The organism is Corynebacterium sp. HMSC072G08, from assembly GCF_001809185.1.
GTDB classification, from domain to species: domain Bacteria; phylum Actinomycetota; class Actinomycetes; order Mycobacteriales; family Mycobacteriaceae; genus Corynebacterium; species Corynebacterium phoceense.
Genome location: NZ_KV796458.1, coordinates 18,797 through 31,998, shown reverse-complemented (window position 1 = coordinate 31,998; position 13,202 = coordinate 18,797). Strand labels below are relative to the sequence as shown.

The 13,202-nt window shown below is 62.3% G+C and carries 13 protein-coding genes, 3 tRNA genes and 1 pseudogene; 7 read left to right on the top strand and 10 right to left on the bottom strand.

What is annotated here, in order from left to right:
* From HMPREF2559_RS10455 to HMPREF2559_RS10430, 6 genes and pseudogenes are all read left to right on the top strand, one after another.
* Window positions 1-339: a DUF3566 domain-containing protein gene (locus HMPREF2559_RS10455; protein WP_066512601.1), complete on the top strand. Its 339-nt coding sequence runs from the start codon at window positions 1-3 to the stop codon at window positions 337-339.
* Between the two features lie 108 nt (window positions 340-447).
* Window positions 448-524 (top strand) — tRNA-Ile (locus tag HMPREF2559_RS10450).
* Between the two features lie 7 nt (window positions 525-531).
* Window positions 532-604 (top strand) — tRNA-Ala (locus HMPREF2559_RS10445).
* Window positions 605-638: 34 nt separating this feature from the next.
* Window positions 639-1,088: a hypothetical protein gene (locus tag HMPREF2559_RS10440; protein WP_070540651.1), complete on the top strand. Its 450-nt coding sequence runs from the start codon at window positions 639-641 to the stop codon at window positions 1,086-1,088.
* Window positions 1,089-1,152: 64 nt separating this feature from the next.
* Window positions 1,153-2,318: pseudogene (locus HMPREF2559_RS10435) on the top strand (Fic family protein).
* 57 nt (window positions 2,319-2,375) lie between these two features.
* A tRNA-Ala gene (locus HMPREF2559_RS10430) sits at window positions 2,376-2,451 on the top strand.
* Between the two features lie 241 nt (window positions 2,452-2,692).
* Here the strand turns inward: HMPREF2559_RS10430 and HMPREF2559_RS10425 are convergent.
* The 3 genes from HMPREF2559_RS10425 to HMPREF2559_RS10415 form a co-directional block, all read right to left on the bottom strand.
* The gene (locus HMPREF2559_RS10425) at window positions 2,693-3,130 is read right to left on the bottom strand and encodes a hypothetical protein (protein ID WP_148138815.1); all 438 of its coding nucleotides are present in this window, start codon (window positions 3,128-3,130) and stop codon (window positions 2,693-2,695) included.
* A gap of 619 nt (window positions 3,131-3,749) precedes the next feature.
* Entirely contained in the window at window positions 3,750-4,550 is an 801-nt protein-coding gene (locus tag HMPREF2559_RS10420) for a hypothetical protein (protein ID WP_066511161.1), read from the bottom strand.
* A gap of 166 nt (window positions 4,551-4,716) precedes the next feature.
* A complete protein-coding gene (locus tag HMPREF2559_RS10415) occupies window positions 4,717-5,589 on the bottom strand; it encodes a DODA-type extradiol aromatic ring-opening family dioxygenase (RefSeq protein ID WP_066492774.1) in 873 nt (290 codons plus the stop codon).
* A gap of 116 nt (window positions 5,590-5,705) precedes the next feature.
* On the opposite strand from HMPREF2559_RS10415, the gene HMPREF2559_RS10410 reads away from it, so the two are divergent.
* Window positions 5,706-6,182, top strand: coding sequence for a MarR family winged helix-turn-helix transcriptional regulator (locus HMPREF2559_RS10410; protein WP_066492778.1), 477 nt, complete (start codon window positions 5,706-5,708; stop codon window positions 6,180-6,182).
* Here HMPREF2559_RS10410 and HMPREF2559_RS10405 read toward each other — a convergent pair.
* From HMPREF2559_RS10405 to HMPREF2559_RS10375, 7 genes are all read right to left on the bottom strand, one after another.
* The gene (locus tag HMPREF2559_RS10405; protein WP_066492782.1) at window positions 6,179-6,724 is read right to left on the bottom strand and encodes a DNA-3-methyladenine glycosylase; all 546 of its coding nucleotides are present in this window, start codon (window positions 6,722-6,724) and stop codon (window positions 6,179-6,181) included. The genes HMPREF2559_RS10410 and HMPREF2559_RS10405 overlap by 4 nt on opposite strands.
* A 3-nt stretch (window positions 6,725-6,727) precedes the next feature.
* A complete protein-coding gene (locus HMPREF2559_RS10400; protein ID WP_066492787.1) occupies window positions 6,728-7,576 on the bottom strand; it encodes a polysaccharide deacetylase family protein in 849 nt (282 codons plus the stop codon).
* 387 nt (window positions 7,577-7,963) lie between these two features.
* Window positions 7,964-8,491, bottom strand: a complete 528-nt coding sequence (locus HMPREF2559_RS10395) for a GNAT family N-acetyltransferase (protein WP_066492788.1) — start codon at window positions 8,489-8,491, stop codon at window positions 7,964-7,966.
* Between the two features lie 16 nt (window positions 8,492-8,507).
* Entirely contained in the window at window positions 8,508-10,313 is a 1,806-nt protein-coding gene (locus tag HMPREF2559_RS10390) for an ABC transporter ATP-binding protein (RefSeq protein WP_066492789.1), read from the bottom strand.
* Window positions 10,310-11,887, bottom strand: coding sequence for an ABC transporter transmembrane domain-containing protein (locus HMPREF2559_RS13440; protein WP_066492791.1), 1,578 nt, complete (start codon window positions 11,885-11,887; stop codon window positions 10,310-10,312). The genes HMPREF2559_RS10390 and HMPREF2559_RS13440 overlap by 4 nt, the downstream gene beginning before the upstream one ends.
* Window positions 11,888-11,950: 63 nt before the next feature.
* A complete protein-coding gene (locus HMPREF2559_RS10380; protein WP_066492794.1) occupies window positions 11,951-12,154 on the bottom strand; it encodes a hypothetical protein in 204 nt (67 codons plus the stop codon).
* 162 nt (window positions 12,155-12,316) lie between these two features.
* A complete protein-coding gene (locus HMPREF2559_RS10375) occupies window positions 12,317-13,198 on the bottom strand; it encodes a hypothetical protein (RefSeq protein ID WP_070540648.1) in 882 nt (293 codons plus the stop codon).
* Between the last annotated feature and the right edge of the window lie 4 nt (window positions 13,199-13,202).

Below are 13,202 nucleotides of genomic sequence, written 5' to 3'. Positions count from 1 at the left end.
ATGGCACGACGAGACGTAACGCTCAAGCGCATCGCACCGCTCTCTGCGTTCCGCGTTGGCCTGGCCTTCTCGCTCATCGGGCTGGTGGCCTGGCTGCTCGCGCTGTGCCTCGTGTGGTTCGGCATGGACATGGCTGGCGTGTGGGACTCACTCAATAGCCTCATCGGCGACGTGGGTGGTGGCATCACCATCACCTTTGGCATGGTCCTGTCCATCGGCGCGCTCTTCGGGGCGATCATGGCGGTGCTCATGACCATCCTCGCGCCGTTGCTGGCCGTGATGTACAACGCGGTCGTCGACCTCTTTGGCGGCTTCGTTCTGCGGCTGACGGACTACTAATCCGTTGCATGTGCGCCGGCCTTTTGGGCCGGCGCTTTTTATGTCTTAACCAGGCGATTTGTGTAATTGCGTGGTTACTATGTAAAGTTACATCTCGTTCCGCAATGAGGGCCTATAGCTCAGTCGGTTAGAGCGCATCGCTGATAACGATGAGGTCGCAAGTTCGATTCTTGCTAGGCCCACCAGGAACACGGGGCATTAGCTCAATTGGTAGAGCATCTGCTTTGCAAGCAGAAGGTCAGGAGTTCGATTCTCCTATGCTCCACAGATAAGACCCGGCACCGCAAGGTGCCGGGTCTTTGTGGTGTGCGGGGCGCCGCCTCGACCGCGTCAACGCCTTCCCCACGACGGCGGAGATGGACACCTACCTGCGCGGAACCGCCACCGTGGCCCTCCACAAGGTTGCCATGCAGATGCGCGCCCGCGGCTACCAGGTCCTTTTGCTCACCAGCGAGCTTCCTGAGTTCGGCCTGCCCCAGCTCCGCCTCCAGGTCGACCTCGAGCACGAGCGCAACTTCCGCTACCAGTTCTTCCCCGTCGCCGCTGAGCGCCCCGACTTCGACGAGGCTTCCGATGCCCCCTCGTCCGACCTCTACTATCGCCTCGAGGTCTACGACCTCACCGGCTCGCTGGGCTTCGACGTGTACGAGCGTCACCTGGCCTTCCTCTACATGCAGCAGACCCAGCCCGGAGACGCCGATCTCTCCGATGGTGCTGAGCCCGAGCGCATGTGGCGCGAGGACCTCTAGCCACCACATGTCGATGAAATCGACACGTTCGCGCGACATGTCGATTTTTTCGTGAAAAATCGACATGTCCGTCGGACCTGTTTATTCTATCGACATGTCGATAGCGCCAGGCTTCCCACATTTTGACCCGCAACAGCCCTTCAATGAACTTCCGCCGTTGCCGCCTGCGGACGTCGTTGAGACTGTCCCGTGCCGCCTGCGGACGTCGTTGAGACTGTCCCGGTTCTGAAGGCCATCATCGATGCGAAAGAAAAACTCGCAGAGTTGCGTACAGCATGCCAGCTGATTCCTAACCCGGACATCATTACGTCAACGATTCCGCTGCGAGAGGCACGTGCTTCGTCCGCAATCGAGAATATCGTGACAACAAACGACGAACTGTTTCGTGCTGCATGGCAGGTTGATGCTGAGCCTACCCCGGCTACAAAAGAGGCCTTGCGGTAAAGCTTCGCGTTGGGAGCTGGTGTGAAGTCACTTGATGAACGGCCCTTGAGTGAAAAGACGGCGCGAGTTGTTTGCAGTCGCCTTCTTGATACGGAAGCCGATGTCCGGTCATTGCCCGGAACGTGCATTGGAAATCCGCTTACTCAAACACGGATCTACACCCCTCCAGAAGGCAAGGAAGTCATTGAGAAGCATCTTGCAGCGTGGGAAAACTACATCTATTCGGAACATGACGTCGACTCCCTCGTAAAGATGGCGCTTCTGCACTATCAGTTCGAGGCGATCCATCCCTTTTACGATGGAAATGGCCGCACAGGGCGAATTCTCAATGTTCTCTATCTGCTCCAAGAGTAGCTGCTCGAGCTACCCGTGTTGTACCTATCTGGCTTTATCGTCGAGCACAAGGCCGAATACTACAAGCGTCTGAACGCAGTTACGGCTGTGGGGCGGTGGGAAGAGTGGTTGCTTTTTATGATCAATGGCGTCCGAGCCGCAGCGGTTGACGCTTCAGACATGATTACGGATCTACGCGCGTTGCAGGAGACGACGGCGCAGGAAATTCGTACCGCTGGTGTCATCGCTCCGGCAAAGGAGATGGTGGAATTGATGCTCATCAAGCCTTATCTGCGCATCCAAGATGTGATGGATACCGGACTAGTAAAAAGACAAACGGCCGCTTCGTGGTTGCATCACCTAGTGGAACTGGGGATCCTTGAGGAAAACCGGGTTGGCCGAGGGAAAGTTTTCATCAATCATCGGGCCTTGGCGGTTCTGACCCGCGACTAACGCCCTGTTGTCGCAGTTTTGAAATCCAAGTGAGCAGGAGTACCGTTTTCAGGTACTGGGGCATTAGCTCAGTTGGTAGAGCGTTGCGTTCGCAATGCAAAGGTCAGGGGTTCGATTCCCCTATGCTCCACCATTTGTACTCAACTTTGGATACAAAGATTTGAGTGCGTCAAGAACCCCTCGGGGGTGCGCTTTCTGCCTAGTCAGGCGCGTAACCCGAGGGGGTTTTCTACGTTCTGGGTGAGTGCAGAGTGGTCCTTGGGGCGTCTGGTTGAGGACCGTTTGTGGTGCCCGACGGGTGAGCTTTCGAGGGATGCCCACGCCAACTACCATTTTCCTCCCCGGAAAGAGTTGTTCCTAGATTCCTGCTCTTGCTAGGTAGTTTTCAATGAGCCACCGATTGCATCGGTGATTGCTCCGCAATCCGCCATTCCTTCGCAGGCGACAACCCAGTTTCGTCCGTAGGCAATAGTCGCGCCTGCAAAGGGGCCACCCTCCGTAGCTTCGACCATGTCTTTAATTGGGCCCTCAAACTTGAATATCATTGCGCTTGTGTCTGAATCGAGTAAGTCAAAGCAGCTGGTAGCTCCAGTGATATTTACATCTGGGTCGTCTATGTTGGCGGCCATGTCCTGGATCATTTCGTCGAGCTCCATGCATGAAAGATCTTGAGTATCTTCGAAAATCTCGGAGATTTCGTCAAGTGATTCAACAGAAGGGCCCACGGCAGACTTGACGTTGTCTACACCATTACTGCAGCCGGAGAGAGCAAAGAGAGAAGCAACTGCTATGAGAGCTGAATACTTGTGCATGGATCTCATTAAACCAAATCGCATGGCAGCAGACTGGGGAAACGCAAAGTAGCTGAACGCTTGTGCGTCCCTGTTCAGGTTCACTGCTAACAGCGCTGAACCTACGCTGTAGAGGGGGTGTTTCCTTGAATCTGAAGCTTAGAATCAGGGCGAAACCTTGTGCTATTATCTGAAGGTGACCAGCGTCGGACTTCAACTCTAGGCCCCTCCTTGGGTTGTCTGCCCTGCACATGCTTCGGTGGCGTGATGTTTCAACAGTGCCAGGTTACGTTTGCGAGTCCGCAAAGAACGGCTGTTAGCGACGTTGGCGGGTAGTGTGTTTCGTGGCTTGTTGAGTGGGGACAACACGCTTGTGTGCTTGGCTGCAGGGGATATTGGGGTGATAGAAGTTTGCGATGTAATTTCTCAGCTGTTCACGGTTGATCGGCTTGTTGCCCTGGGGGAAATTAGGTGTCCCAAGAGAAAATAGAGAGAATAAGTTTTGGCCGTCTCGTCATAATATTATCTTGACCTGCGCTTTCGCATGTTTGCTTGTGGTTCTCCCTATGCTCCACAACTGGAAAATCCTCTCCGTATCGTGCCGCGGAGAGGATTTTGCGTATGTGCGCAACGACGGCCTCTACGGAATATCGACGCGGTCCGTCGTGCTCACCGTCACGCGTCCAGCGTTGAGGGTGTGGACGCGTGGTCCCGCAGCGTGCGGGCGGATGTCGACGACAGTGATGCCGGAATCATCGGCGCGATGGAGGAAGACGAAGTTCGCGTCAGCGACGCCCTCCGCGATGCACCATGAGCCGGGGATGTGGTCGGCGGGATCAGCGGAGAGCCCCTCAAGGAAGTCGTCGGGCTCACGCACCGGCGGAACGTCGAGCGGAGCGAGGGAGGCGATACCAGCAGCGACCAGCGGCTCCTTGGTGGTGGGCGACCAGAAGCCGGCCGCGTTGTCGATGTAGCATAGCGGGCGCGTGCCGTCGGTGTACCAGTGCCCGGGGCGCAAGACGATGGGGTAGCCGTACGCTGCCGCGAGCAGGGCGTCGAGGTCAGGGGCTGCAGGCAGCTCGAGCGGCGACTCGAAGAGCCGCTCGCCGGACCACGCCGGCTCAGCGGGCAGCGGCCCGCGGAGAAGGTCTGAGGCCGCGGAGACCGTGTTCTCGGAGCCCGGTACCCAGAATGTCGTTCGCTCGTCCTCGGTGGCGACGGGCACGACGACGCTGTGGCCGAAGACGTACCACCAGCCCTCGAGCGGTTGGCTCAGGAAGCTGCGGATTTCCTTCCAGGCGGGTGAGTCCATGAAGAGCTCAGGCAGATAGTGTGCGCAGATGTCGTGCAGCGCTGCGATCTGCGTCGTGTGCTGAGCGGTGACGTAGCCGTCGCAGTCCATAGTGAAGGTGGCACGTGGGCCGTGCGTGATGAAGTCCATGGTGTTCTCCCCGGGGCAACGCCGACGGTGCTGTCGGCTTCTGCCGTTTTTACCACCGGGCTGGTCCGACGGCAAGGAGGTGGAGCGCACGGGCGTTTTGCCGACGAAGCCTCCAGATCCATGCAGATCTGAAGGCTTCGTCGGCGAAAAATTCCGGAGGAGGGCCCTAGCGTATCTCTACCGAACGGATGTGGTTGCCCAGGCCGAGGCGCTCGAAGACGGTGCGCGCGGTACGGGGGTCATCGGCGGCGCCCATGGCGAGCAGCAGTGGGACGTAGTGGTCCGCGGTCGGGTGCGCGATGCGGGCGGCCGGGGCCTTATTCATGTAGTCCATGAGGGCATCGACATCGCCGGCGTGGATGTGCTCGGCGGCCCATTCGTCGAAGGCATCGAGGTAGCCCATAACGCGGTTTGGGTTGCGGAAGACCTCGAAGGAGTGCGTCATGTAGCCGGAGCCGATGACGAGGACACCCTCGTGGCGCAGCTGGCGGAGCTTCTCGCCCAGATCGAGAAGATCGCCCGGGTTGAGGCTCGGCATGGAAACCTGGAGCACCGGGACGTCGCCAGCCGGGTACATGGCCATGACCGGGATGAACGCGCCGTGGTCGAGACCGCGGTTCGAAAACTGATAGACCGGTTGGTAGCCGAGCATGCCTGCGATGCGGTGGGCGAGATCCGTCGCGTCCGGGGTCTCGTACTTGAGCGTGTAGTACTCCGGGTCGAAGCCGGAGAAGTCGTAGTAGAGCGGAGTGCCAGCAGCAGAGGCGCTCAGCGCGGCCGGAGCATTTTCCCAGTGTGCGGAGACCACAACGATGGCGCGCGGCTTGGGGAAGGTCTGCGCCCAGTCGTAGAGCGCATTCATCCACTCATGGTCGCCCAGCGCCGGCGGAGCGCCGTGGCTGATGAACAGGGAGGGGAGGGGGCCATCGGAAAGCTCCCATTCGCGGCGCAGGCCCGCCAGGGGGATAGTGCGCTCGCGCAGATCGTAGAGGCCGCCAGCGGGGCGGGCAGGGTTCATTGCTTCGGCGATGGTGGTCATGCCGTTCTCCTTCGTTTAACTTCAAGCTTTAACGTATCATGCAACGCTTCAAGGTTAAAGTTATTCCAACCCCTTGTCATGCAAGAATGAGGTTTAGGGTGTGTTAATCTGAGTCCATGAATGAACCGTCGGAACCCCGCTGGTTGGACGAGGAAGAGCTCGATGCTTTTTCCTCGTTAATGTATGTAAACCTCCAGCTCATTAACAAGCTCGACCGTCAGCTGCGCAAGGACGCAGGCATGAGCTTTTATGACTACACCGTCATGTCGCGCCTGTCTGAGGCACCGGAGCACACCATGCGCATGAGCGCGTTGGGGCACATCACGGGCGGTTCGCTCTCGCGTCTGAGCCAGGTCGTTACCCGCCTGGAGAAGAACGGCTGGGTTCGCCGCGAGCCCGATCCCTCCGACGGCCGCTTTACCGTTGCCATCCTCACCGAGGCTGGCTGGGATACCGTCGTTGCCACTGCGCCGGGCCACGTCGAGGCCGCGCGCCGCATTGTCATTGATCGTCTCACGCGCGCACAGGTGCGCCAGCTTGGGCAGGCCATGCACCGCATCGCCATCGGCATCGAGGAAGAAGACTGCTGCTAGCTGGGCAGTCCCCGCTTGCGTGAGACCGTTTTATCGAACGGAATCCAAAAACGCAGCGGGGCGTCCGCGTTTTTCGAGATGCCAATGCGCGGGCCACGCACCCACTCGACGGGCTCTTGCGGCTCCTCGATAACCGGCTGCGCGCCGTTATCTTCGAGCGTGAGCCCCAGCGCCTTTCCTAGGTTTCCCGGGCCGCGCGCCAGATTGACGTCCGGGGTCTCTCCGCGCCGGGCGTGGGCGATCTCGATGCCCCCAATAATCTCGCCGCCCCGCAGCAAGACGCCCTGGCCAGTGCCTTCGGGCGCACACACGAGGTTGCCATTGCGATGGATGCCGTAGGACGTATAGACGTAGAGCCGCCCGGGCGGGCCAAACATTGTGGCGTTGCGCGGGGTCATCCCATTGAAGGTGTGGGCTGCCTCGTCGTGTTCGCCGAGGTAGGCCTCGACCTCTGTGAGCCGCACCGCGACATCATGAAAGTGCACCACCGCGCCGAGGAGCTGCGGTGCGACGACGTCTGCGGGCTGGCTGAAATCAATCATGGTTTAGCGCTGAGTATACGTCCGGCCCGGCTGTGGGTTGGGAATCATCTCGTCAAGGCTCACCGCTGTGAGCCCCTTGGCCTCGAGGCCGTCGATGACGCAGTCGACCGCCGCGACCGTGGTCGGGTGAATATCGTGCATGAGAACGATGCTGCCTGCCTGCGCCTCGTTGACTGCGGTCTGGCACGTCTGCTGCGGGCTCTTCGTCTTCCAGTCGAGGGTATCGACGCTCCATAGGACCTGGGCGGCGCCGGCTTCACGCGTGGACTGCGCGACGGTGGCATTCGTGGCGCCGTACGGCGGGCGCACCCAGCGGCTGCCATGGCCGACGGCGGCGTTGATCGCGGCGTTGCCCGCCGCGATTTCCCGGTCCACGCTGGCCTTATCCATCTTGTTGAGTTCCTTGTGGCTCGCCGTGTGGTTGCCGATTGTGTGGCCTGCGGCCTCCATGCGGCGCAGCAGTTCCGGGTGCGCACTCGCGTTGGGCGCAAGGACGAAGAAGCTGGCAGTGACGTCGTGGCGGTCCAGGATGTCGAGCAACTGGGTTGTGCTGGCCGCGGGGCCATCATCGAAGGTGAGTGCCACACAGTTGGGGCACGCGGGGCGAGCGCTCTTGTGCTTCTTCTGGGCCTTGTCCGTTGCCGGAGCCTTCGGTCGTGGATCCGGCACGTAGGCACGTGCTTCACTCGGCAGGGCGTTATAGGCAGCAATCTCAGCGTCGCGCACTGCCTTGTCCCATGAGCCTTGCGCCTGCGAACTCATCTGCGCGAAGTCCTGTAGCGGATCCGCCTGTGCAGACGGCGCGGCAGCGAGAACAAGCGCGAGAAGAACAGCAGGAAGACGACGAGACACGGCAACACCTTTATGAAAACGACTGTAGGAAAGCTACAGTCTGCCATTTAAATCGGCGCATTTCCGCAGCGACACGGTAAAGGAGTTAACTAGTGGGGCAGAAGTGACGAAGATCCTGTGCCAGGAAAACTGGCAGCAACTCCCAGAAACCACGCAGCCGTGTGTGCGGCTCTCGTCAGCCACGCCCTCCATAATGAGTTCATGCGCTTGTGAGAGGGCGCATACCTTGAGAGAGATAGAGAGAGCCCCGGGTCCCGGGGTAGCGGCGTGAGACACCGCTTATGGGACACCTTTGAGAGAAAGAGTCACCGTGAGCCCCGACCGAATCGGTCGGGGCTCACGGTGGTTCTGGGCGCAGGAATCCTCGTGGAGGCGTTCCTCTACAAGCTAGAAACGCTTGATAAGGATGGAATAGCCGTGCGCGTCTGAGGCGGGGATGTCCGTGAAGCCGACGTGGCGGTAGAGACGCGCAGCGCGGGTGTTCGTGTCTTTCACGGACAGTGAGATGCCGGGGGCACCGAGCTCACGGGCGAGCTCCGTAGCGGCATGGAGGAGTGCGGTGCCAATGCCCTGACTCTTGTAGCGGCCTTCGACGGCGAGCGCGATCTCCGGTATGCCGGGCTCGGCGTGGCCATAGCCGTGGCGCTCGTCCGTGCCCCAGTTGAGCCAGACGCCGCCGGCGGGAATGTTGCCGCGCCAGGCGATGAAGCCGCCGCGCTCTGGCTGCCAGTCATCAACGTAGAAGGTGAAGTCCTCATCGAACTCGGCGGGCACGGTGCCGTGCTCATCGCCGAAGGTGTCCGTGAGGAAGTTGAGTCGTGCGATGTAGGTGCGGTCCGCTTCCGTAGTCGGGCGGAGCTCAAGACGATTGTCTGGGAGGTCGTCGGGATTATTGTCAGAATGTTCGGTCGACATAGTCATGCCACCCAGTCTAGGAGCTTTCTGTTGAGGAGCCTTCCCACTGGCGGTAGGCGCGGGCGTAGCGGCCGCCCAGTTCCATGAGCGAGGCGTGGTTGCCGTCCTCGACGATTTCTCCTTGCTCCATGACGATGATCCGGTCGGCCTCGCGGGCCTGGTCGAGGCGGTGGGCGACGACCAAGGTCGTGCGGCCCTCGGCGACGGTGCGGGCGGCGGACTCGAGGACGGCGGCGTGCTCAGAACCAGCCTCGGAGGTCGCTTCGTCCATGATGAGGACCGGCGGTTGGCGCAGGACCATACGGGCGAGCGAGATCTGCTGGGCGACCTCGGCGCTCACCTCGTTGTTGCCGGCTCCGATGGGAGTGTCGAGGCCCAGCGGCAGGTCGCGCTCCCAGGCGGCCGTGTCGGGCGTAAGCCCGACGGCGGCCAACGCTGAAAGGAGGGCGGCATCGGAAAGCTCGGGGCCTGCCATGTGGAGATCCTCGCGGAGCGTGCCGGAGAAGAGGTGGACGTCTTGGGTGACGAGCGCGACGTGCTGGGTGACCCAGGTGTTGGGCACCGTGGCGGTGTCGATGCCGCCCACGCGGATGCGGCCGGCGCTGGGATACTGCAGGCCCGCGACGAGCGCGGCGAGCGTGGACTTGCCCGCGCCCGAAGTCCCGACCAAGGCGGTCGTGGTGCCCGCGGCGAGTTCCAGATCGACGTGGCGGAGGACGGGCTCGCCGCCGGGGTAGGAGTAGGACAGGCCCTCGATGGTGACGGCCGGGGACGCGGTGAGAACCGGGCCCTCGGAGGTGCCCTCGTTGCCCGCGAGGGTGGCGAGGGAGACCGCGCGGCCGAGCGAGGTGACGGCGTACTGGATTTCGCCCGCGAAGAACAGGATGTTGAAGACGTGAATCTCCAGGCGCGTGACGAGCAGGACCGCGGCAGCGGCCTGGCCTTGGGTAATCCAGTCCCAGTGGACCATGGGCACGGACATCACGAGGGAACCGAGCAGGAGAATGCCGAAGGTGAGCGTGCCTTGGCCGATGATCCGGTTGACGAGCGGAACCTTATCGGCCCAGGCCTGGACGGTATCCCAGGACTGGCGCTCCATCCGGCGCGTGGCCCAGGGACCCAGGTGGTATTCGCGCAGGGTGGGCAGCGCGCGGATGGTGTCGAGCAGGATGTTATTGCGGGTCGCCTCGGAGGAGGAGACGTAATTGGCCACGGCAGGGATGTCGCGGATGGTGCCCTTGATAAACGGGTACATGATGGCGGCAGCCACGAGGAAGAGCAGGGCGTAGGCCGGATGGATGAAGAGCATGGTCACCGCCGTAATCGGCAGGATGAACAGCGTGATGGCGAGGCGCTCGCCCATCATGGACACGGCCATGACCACGTTATCGATGTCCTTGGACAGGCGGGTAATGACGTTGCCGGTGCCCAGCTCCATGATGCGCGGGACGGGGGCGCGCAGGACGGAGTCGAGCGCGTCCGTGCGCAGGTCCGTGGCCAGGCGCCGAGAGCGAGACTGGAGGAGGTAGCCGCCCACGGTGCGGCCGAGCTGCTCGGCGAGCAGCGCGAGACCGATGAGCACGAGAGCCGCAATCATGGCGGAACGACCGGACCCGAGGACGGGAAGCGACATTCCATTGATGAGGTCCACGATGCGCCCGAGGAGCTGCGAGCCGAGGTTCATCATGACGATGGTGGCGGCGAAGATGAGGGCAATGCGCCACAGCCAGCCGCGCGAGGGCGCGGACGGCAGGGACTTGAGCAGGCGCCACGACTCGCGCGGGGTGGCGGGGGCGAGGGCGTCGACGTGGCGGTTTCTCATAGCGTCACCACCTTGTCCGCGTTGGCGGCCCACGTGGCCGCAGAGGTAATGACGACGGTCGTGCGACCGGCCCGGAACTCCTTCGTGCGTTCCGCGACGGCGGCGAGAGTCAAAGAATCAAGGCCCGTCGTCGGCTCATCAAGCACGAGGATATCCGGGTTCGCCGCGAGCGCGCGGGCCAGGGCCACGCGCTGGCGCTGACCACCAGACAGGTTCAAGCCCGCCTCGCCAATGGGAGCGGCGGGCAGTTCGCCATGGGAGCCGAAGCCGCCCAGGCGGCGCACAATATCGGAGCACGCCGCGGCCTCGAGCGCGCCTTCGACGTCAGTGGCGGTGCCCTCCGGATCGATATTGTCCTCCAGTGTGCCCTCGAGGACGCTCACGCGGTGCGGCGGGCACAGCGCGCCGCGATGGCGCTGAAGATGCCGCGTCCATGCGGCGACCTGCGCACGCGCGGCCGGGGTCTGCGGGTTCCACACGACGAGACCGGTGACCTCGCCAGGATCCGCGTCTGGGAGCTCTTCGCCCTCGCCGAGCTCGTCCAGCAACGCGCCCACGCGCACGGCAGACGCCTTGCCACGCGACCACACCTCGGTGAGCATGCCCAGCGAATGACCCAAGGCGGTCATCGCGGGTGGAACGAGCATGGTGATCGTCATCATTCCGCCGGGGTTAATCGCGCCCTCGAAGGTCTGCCAGCCCGCCCACACGAGGATGCCGATGGCAAAAGAGGTGGGCACGAGTTGGCGTGCGAATTGCAGGACCGCCATGAGGTGGACCTCGGCGAGCATGGCATTTAGGGCCGTTGCTGCCGATGCCCCGTAGCGCTCCCGCGCCACCGGCCCCGCACCCAGGCCTTTGACCACGCGGTTTCCTTGCGCCACGTCCGTGGCGATGGCGAGCGAGGCGGCCTGCGTGGAGCGGCGCTTCGCCGCCGCGTGGGAAAGCGGGCCGGCTGTCGCCCACGAGGCCAGCGCGGTGCAGACGGCGCCCACGGGCATGGCGATGGCCACTTGCCAGGAGATGGGGGCGATGACGATGACGCCGCCGGTGAGGTAACCCACCATCATGATGGGGAAGTTGAGGATCTGCTTGAGCTTGCCCACAAAGTCCGAGTCTTCGTCCACCGTGTTGAGTAGGCGTCCCGGATTGAGCGCGGCGGGAGAGGCCAAAAGACGGTCGAGCAGACCTAAGCGCAGCGTGTGCGTGGTGCGCGTCTGCGACATATCCGTAAAAGCATCCGCGGAGGCCTCGGAGAGATACTGCACGTAGAGGATCACCATGACGGCGAGAACCGGAAAACCGAGCGTCCCCCAGGAGGTCTCGGTGAAGGCATGCTCGGTGGCCTGGCCGATGAGCAGCGAGGTGAGCGCGCCGATGGGCGCGGAGATGACCATCGTGACGAGGATGCCAATGACGCCGCGCGGCTGCGCCACGAGCAGGCGGCGCGTCGCGCGCGTGGGATCGTCCCACGGCGTCGTGGAGATAAGGGAGGGGTCATCGTGCGGCGGATCATCCGGCACGTACCACGCCCACGTTTTCAGACGCGGGTAGAGACGGGGCTGAGAGCTCATGGCTCCCAATCTTAAAGTGTCCTCGTCCTCACGAGTACTCCCTAGAAGTACTCATTACGGGTGCTAGGACAGGAAGTAGCTCGCGACGTCTGTGCCGTTGAATTCGCGCTGCGTGCCGTGGGTATCGACGGAACGGAACAGGGAACCGGAGTCGATGGCGTCGCGGAGGAGATCAACGCGGGCGACAGGGTCATCGACCACTGCGCCCGCGTCAAAGTAAAAGACGTCGCCGTTTTTTAAAGTGACGGTCAGAGCTTCGATAGCCATGCGCGGTACCTCCAGTGTTGCCAAGAACCAGGTGAGAAGATCACATCTCAGATTGGGGTCTATGCAACCATTGGGGTGCGATAACTTGCAATTCGCAGTGATCAAGGCAACCCGCGCAGGGCCCCGAATGCACACATTTTGCGCCCATCCGGGGGTAAAGGACTACTTATTATCCTCGTCGAGACGGTGCTTGGCGCCGTCGAATTTCTCGTCCACGCCCTTGCGCTCGGCCTCAGCCTCGATGCGGTCGGCCGTGGTAGTGGAGCCCTCCTCGCGCAGCTTGGCAATCTGCTCGTCGATGTCGCCCAGCAGCTTCTCATCGCGCTCGACAACGCCTTCCTCGGCGAGATCGCTGTGGACGGCAGCCTTGTCAGCCGGGGTATCGGCGAGATCATCGGCTGCCGAGGTGGACGTGTAGACCAGCGTGGAGCCCTGGACCTTGTCTGCGCCGAATTCCTCGACGCGCGGCGGCTCGGTGGCCGGGGTGTCGTTCTTGCGCAGCCAGTAGTACACGCCGCCAGCGATAGCGGAGATCACGGCCAGCACGGCCGCGATGGGCCAGAACTTCGAGCCTTTCTCCTTCTTCGCGGCGCGGGCCTGGGCCTTCTTCAGTGCCTTGGCGCGGGCCTTTTCGATCTTCTTCGAGACCTGCTTGTTCTTCTTAAACAGCTGCTTCTGGGTGCGCTTGGATTCCTTGCGGGCTTGCTTGGTTGCGGCCTTGGCCTCCTTGCGCGCCTCCTTGACCTGGGTGCGGCCAGCCTTCTTGGCTTCTGCGACGCGGTTGCCCAATTCCCCGGCGACCTCTTCGCGGCGGTCTGCGAGCTCCGCCAACGTGCGCTCCAGACGAGCATGCGCCGCCTTGGTGACGCTGCCCGCCTCCTTGCGGGAACGCGGGAAATTATCGTCCAGGGAGCTCGACGCGGTCTCCGCGGCGGTGGCGAGCGCGTCGTAGGCCTCGCGTTGTTTGTCCTCGCGGTACTCGGCGAACTTGGCCCATGCGGACTGTGCAGCCTTGAGGGCCGGTCCGATGTAGGTCGGGTTCATGGTG